Here is a 4,729-nt window from a genome sequence, read left to right on the forward strand (position 1 = left end):
CGAGCTGTCGCATGGTCAGGTTCGTGCGGTAGTAGACAGACACGATCAGGACCCGCTCAGCCAGCGGCAGAGCCCATGGCCTGCCCTGCAGGGTGCCGTTGCCACCCCGCTCCCGCACCGCCTTCAGCAGCCGCCCGAACTGTTGCCACCGCAGCCCCGTGAACGTCTCCACCCACACGCGTTCAGCCCTCAGCACCCCAGCCATACACCGGAGATGCCCAGTTCACGGCCTTATGCAACACCCTTTAGGGTGCTTCCTGCATCCGTGAACATCTTCTGAAGGACCTCATCCGTGGCCGGACGCTTCGAACAGCGGCCCACCCGCGCGACCGTGCGCGGCGGGCGGGCCGGTGTGCCCTCGCCCCGGCCGGCGCCGGACGCCGGCCCGCGCACCGGCGGGCGCACGCGCGCGTGGGTGCCGCCCTGGCCGCTGGACCTGGGGCTCGTGCTCGGGCCGTTGCGGCGGGGCCCCGCCGATCCCACCTTCTGCGCGACGCCCGACGGGTCCGTGTGGCGGGCCAGCCTCACCCCGTTCGGGCCCGGCACCCTGCGGGTGTCCGCCCGCGCGGGGGTCGTGCACGGGGAGGCGTGGGGGCCGGGCGCCGAGTGGCTGCTCGACCAGCTCCCCCGGATGCTCGGGGAGGCGGACGACCCCGGGGCCTTCGAGCCGCGGCACCGGCTGGTCGCGCTGTCCCGGCACCGGCGGCCCGGGCTGCGGCTGACGCGCACCGGGCTGGTGCTGGAGGCACTGATCCCCTCGATCCTGGAGCAGAAGGTCACGGTCGACGAGGCCTTCCTGGCCTGGCGCACGCTGGTGCGCAGGTACGGGGTGCCCGCGCCCGGGCCGGGACCCGCCGGGCGGCGCCTGTACGTCATGCCCGAGCCGCGGGTCTGGGCGCTGATCCCCTCGTGGGAGTGGCACCGGGCCGGGGTCGACCACAAGCGGTCCTCGACGATCCTGCGGGCCGTGCGGGTGGCCCGGCGGATGGAGGAGGCCGCGGCCCTGGACCCGGTGGCCGCGCGCCGGCGGCTCGAACTGGTGCCGGGGGTGGGGCCGTGGACCTCGGCGGAGGTGGTGCAGCGCAGTCACGGGGCGGCGGACGAGGTGACCGTCGGGGACCTCAACCTGCCCGGGATCGTGGGGTACGCGCTGGCCGGGGACCGGGACGCGGACGACTCCGCCATGCTGGCGCTGCTGGAGCCGTACGCGGGGCAGCGGCACCGGGCCGTCCGGCTGATCCTGCTGAGCGGGCGGACACCGGCGCGACGGCAGCCGAAGCGCACCCGCGGGGACATCGGCAGGCTGTGAGGGCCACCCCCGCCGGCCCTGGGGAAGGACAGGGGCGCAGCCCCGTCCTTCAGGGGCGCGGGGAACTGCGCGACCAGCCCCCACCGGACCCGCGCAACACCCTCATGCGTCCGACGAGAACCGGAGCGCCCCCGCAGGAATGCGGGCGTCGCACCAGACCCGTACGCCGTCCCGGAGTTCGTTGTCCGGGCCCACCGTCGCCCCGTCGCCGACGACCGCCCCGGTGAGGACCGAGCGGGCTCCCACCCGGGCGCGGGCGCCGACCAGGGAGTCCGTGACCACCGCACCCGGTTCGATCACGGCGCCCGCCAGGATCGCGCTGCCCGTGACGCGCGCCCCCTCGCCCACCCGCGCGCCGCCGCCCACGACCGTGCCGCCGGTCAGTTTGGCGTCGGAGGCGACCGTGGCCGTCGGCAGGACCAGGCGGTCGCCGCAGCGCCCCGGGACGGCCGGGGACGGCGCCCGGCCCAGGACCAGGTCGGCGGAGCCGCGCACGAAGGCCTGGGGCGTGCCGAGGTCCAGCCAGTACGTGGAGTCGACCATGCCCTGGAGGTGGGCGCCGGCGGCCAGCAGGTCCGGGAACGTCTCCCGCTCGACCGACACGGGGCGCCCGGCCGGGACGGCGTCGATCACGGACCGGCGGAAGACGTACGCGCCCGCGTTGATCTGGTCGGTGACGATCTCCTCCGGCGTCCGCGGCTTCTCCAGGAACGCCTGCACGCGGCCCGTCCCGTCCGTCGGGACCAGCCCGTACGCCCTCGGGTCCGTCACCCGGGTCAGGTGCAGCGAGACGTCCGCGCCCGAGGACCGGTGGGTGGCGACCAGGGCCCGGATGTCCAGGCCCGTCAGGATGTCCCCGTTGAAGACCAGGACGGGGTCGCCGGGGGCGCAGGTCAGCCGGGAGGCCGCGTTCCGGATGGCGCCGCCGGTGCCGAGGGGCTCCTCCTCGGTGACGTATTCGAGGTGGAGCCCCAGCTCCGAGCCGTCGCCGAAGTGCGGCTCGAAGACCTCGGCCAGGTAGGACGTGGCCAGCACGACGTGCTCGACGCCCGCCGCTCTCGCCCGGGCCAGCTGGTGGGTGAGGAACGGCACCCCGGCCGCCGGGACCATCGGTTTCGGCGTGTGCACCGTGAGCGGGCGCAGCCGGGTGCCCTTGCCGCCGGCCAGGAGGATCGCTTCTGTCACCTGTCGTCTCTGCTTCCTGACGGGGCCGGTCGGGCGCGGTGCCGTCCGGCCGGTGCGTGCAGAACGTTTCGATGGCGGTGGGGCGCCTCCGCAAGGGCGGCGGCCCGGCCTCAGCGTCCCTGGTAACGGGCCGACGTGGCGCGGGCGTTGCCGAGCTTCGCGTAGAGCTTGCGGCCCGGGCACTCGGTGGCGAACCCGTCCCGGTGACCGGAGATCACGTTGAGCCGCACATTCTTCCCCTTCCGGTACAGGTTTCCACCCCCCGACTTGAGGTAGGTCTTGCCGCGCGGGTTCGCCCCGTGCAGGCCGAGCTTCCACGCCGTGAGCCGGGCGACGGCCTTCACCGCGGCGGCGGGCGGGTTCGCGGAGCCGAAACTCCCGAGGACGGCGATCCCCATGCTCCTGCTGTTGAAACCGAGCGTGTGCGCGCCCGTCACCGGCTTGGCCACGCCACCGGCCCTGCCCTCGTAGATGTTTCCGCACCGGTCGACGAGGAAGTTGTAGCCGATGTCACGCCACCCGCTGCTCTTCACGTGGTAGCGGTAGATACTGCGGATGACCGAAGAGGCTTGCGCACAGCGGTAGTTGTTGCCCGAGGCGCTGTGGTGGACGAAGGCGGCCTTCACCGTCTTCGTGTAGCTGAAGTCCCGCTCGCGCAGCCCTTCGTCGGCGCCCCAGCCGCGCCGGGTGACGATCCGCGGGCGCGCTCCGATGTAGGGCCTGGCGCCCTGCGCGGCGCCCGCGTCCGCCGTGTCGGCCGCACCCGCCGTCCCGGTCCCTTCGCCGCGGGTGGCCAGCAGGTCGGCCCGGGTCCGCTCCTGGCCGAGGGCCGGGATCTCGGTGGCGCCGAGGGGCGCGAGTTCGGCGTTGGCCGCGGAGGAGGCCGCGGCCGCGGCGGTCAGGGCGGCGACGGGCGAGGCGTTCGGCCCGGGCCCCTGGGGCGGGGGTTCGGCGCCGGGGTCGACCAGTTCGACGTGCAGGCCGCGGGGCAGGGGTTCGGCGGTGACGGCCCTGCCGTCGGCGCCGGTCCTGCCGTCCGCCTCCCCCTGGACGCGGACCTCCACCCCGTCCGAGTCGCCGACCCACAGCGGGGCCGTGGAGCCGCGCACCCGCCGCGAGGTGCCCTCCGGGGTGCCGGGGTCGGCCGCGTGCTCGCCGTTGTGGACGTCCACGTCCTGCCAGGGGGACCACGTGGTMGTGCCGAAGGCGCGGGTACGGACCTGGACCCGGCCGTGCAGTTCGCTGGCCGGGTCGTCCCAGACGACGCCCACCAGGGAGAAGTGCCGTACGTCCCGCCGCACCAGGCCCTGCGCCGGGGCGGCCGCGGGGGGCAGGGTGCGGTCGCCCCGGCGCAGGGCAGGGGGGCCAGCGGCAGGGACTGGGTGCTGCCCGGGATCGCGGCGGCGCCACCGGGGGGCGTCGCCGCCCCCGGGTGTGCGGGGTAGGTGCGTACCGCTCGCTCGGCCGTCCTCCCGCCGGCCGGCGAAGGGGCGGCCGCGGCGTCCGGGGAGAGGGCCGGCGGGAGCGCCAGGGCGGCCGCGCAGGTGACGACGATCGAGGAAGCAAGGTGTCCACGCATGCCCCTGATCCTGAACATAGTGGTACTTATCTGTCCATCCAGGATGTGACGGGCCGTCGGCTGCGTTCCGCCGAACCGGTGCCCTCGCCGCTCCGCCCGGGCCGGGGCGCGCGTACGCTTGCGTCCCGTGAACGCCACCGACCGCACCCCTGCCGACCTGCTGCGATCCGCGCTCGCCACGGATCCCGCGCGCCCCCTGGTGACCTTCTACGACGATGCCACCGGGGAACGGGTCGAACTGTCCGTGGCCACCTTCGCCAATTGGGTGGCCAAGACCGCGAACCTGCTCCAGGGCGAGCTGGGCGCCGAACCCGGTGAACGGGTGGCGCTGCTGCTGCCCGCGCACTGGCAGACGGCGGTGTGGCTGCTCGCGTGCTCCTCGGTGGGGGTGGTGGCGGACGTCGGGGGCGACGCCGGGAGCGCGGACCACGTGGTCGCCGGGCCCGGGCGGTTCGAGGACGGGCTCGCCTGCTCCGGGGAGCGGGTGGCGCTGTCGCTCGCGCCGCTGGGGCGGCGCTTCGCGCAGGTGCCGTCCGGGTACGTCGACTACGCCGTCGAGGTGCCGGGGCAGGGGGACGTCTTCCGGCCGTACGGGCCCGTGGACCCGGAGGCGGCGGCGCTCGTCGTCGCGGGGGCGGAGCTGAGCGGGGCGGAGG

3 protein-coding genes and 2 pseudogenes are annotated in these 4,729 nt (G+C 75.4%); 2 read left to right on the plus strand and 3 right to left on the minus strand.

Going from position 1 to position 4,729, the window contains the following annotated elements; genetic code table 11:
- Positions 1-205 (minus strand): annotated as a pseudogene (locus FGF04_RS40695) (IS5/IS1182 family transposase); the annotation flags it as partial.
- 87 nt (positions 206-292) lie between these two features.
- Here FGF04_RS40695 and FGF04_RS28715 point away from each other — a divergent pair.
- Positions 293-1,309, plus strand: a complete 1,017-nt coding sequence (locus tag FGF04_RS28715; protein ID WP_149514214.1) for a DNA-3-methyladenine glycosylase family protein — start codon at positions 293-295, stop codon at positions 1,307-1,309.
- 102 nt (positions 1,310-1,411) lie between these two features.
- Here FGF04_RS28715 and manB read toward each other — a convergent pair whose 3' ends face one another.
- Positions 1,412-2,494, minus strand: coding sequence for a mannose-1-phosphate guanylyltransferase (gene manB / locus FGF04_RS28720; protein ID WP_149514215.1), 1,083 nt, complete (start codon positions 2,492-2,494; stop codon positions 1,412-1,414).
- Between the two features lie 110 nt (positions 2,495-2,604).
- Positions 2,605-4,073 (minus strand): annotated as a pseudogene (locus FGF04_RS28725) (peptidoglycan recognition protein family protein).
- A 127-nt stretch (positions 4,074-4,200) separates the two neighbouring features.
- On the opposite strand from FGF04_RS28725, the gene FGF04_RS28730 reads away from it, so the two are divergent.
- Positions 4,201-4,729, plus strand: a 529-nt coding sequence (locus FGF04_RS28730; RefSeq protein ID WP_149514425.1) for a TIGR03089 family protein, incomplete at its 3' end; no start/stop codon positions are given.

The sequence above is a fragment of the Streptomyces apricus genome, assembly GCF_008369065.1.
Taxonomy (GTDB): domain Bacteria; phylum Actinomycetota; class Actinomycetes; order Streptomycetales; family Streptomycetaceae; genus Streptomyces; species Streptomyces apricus.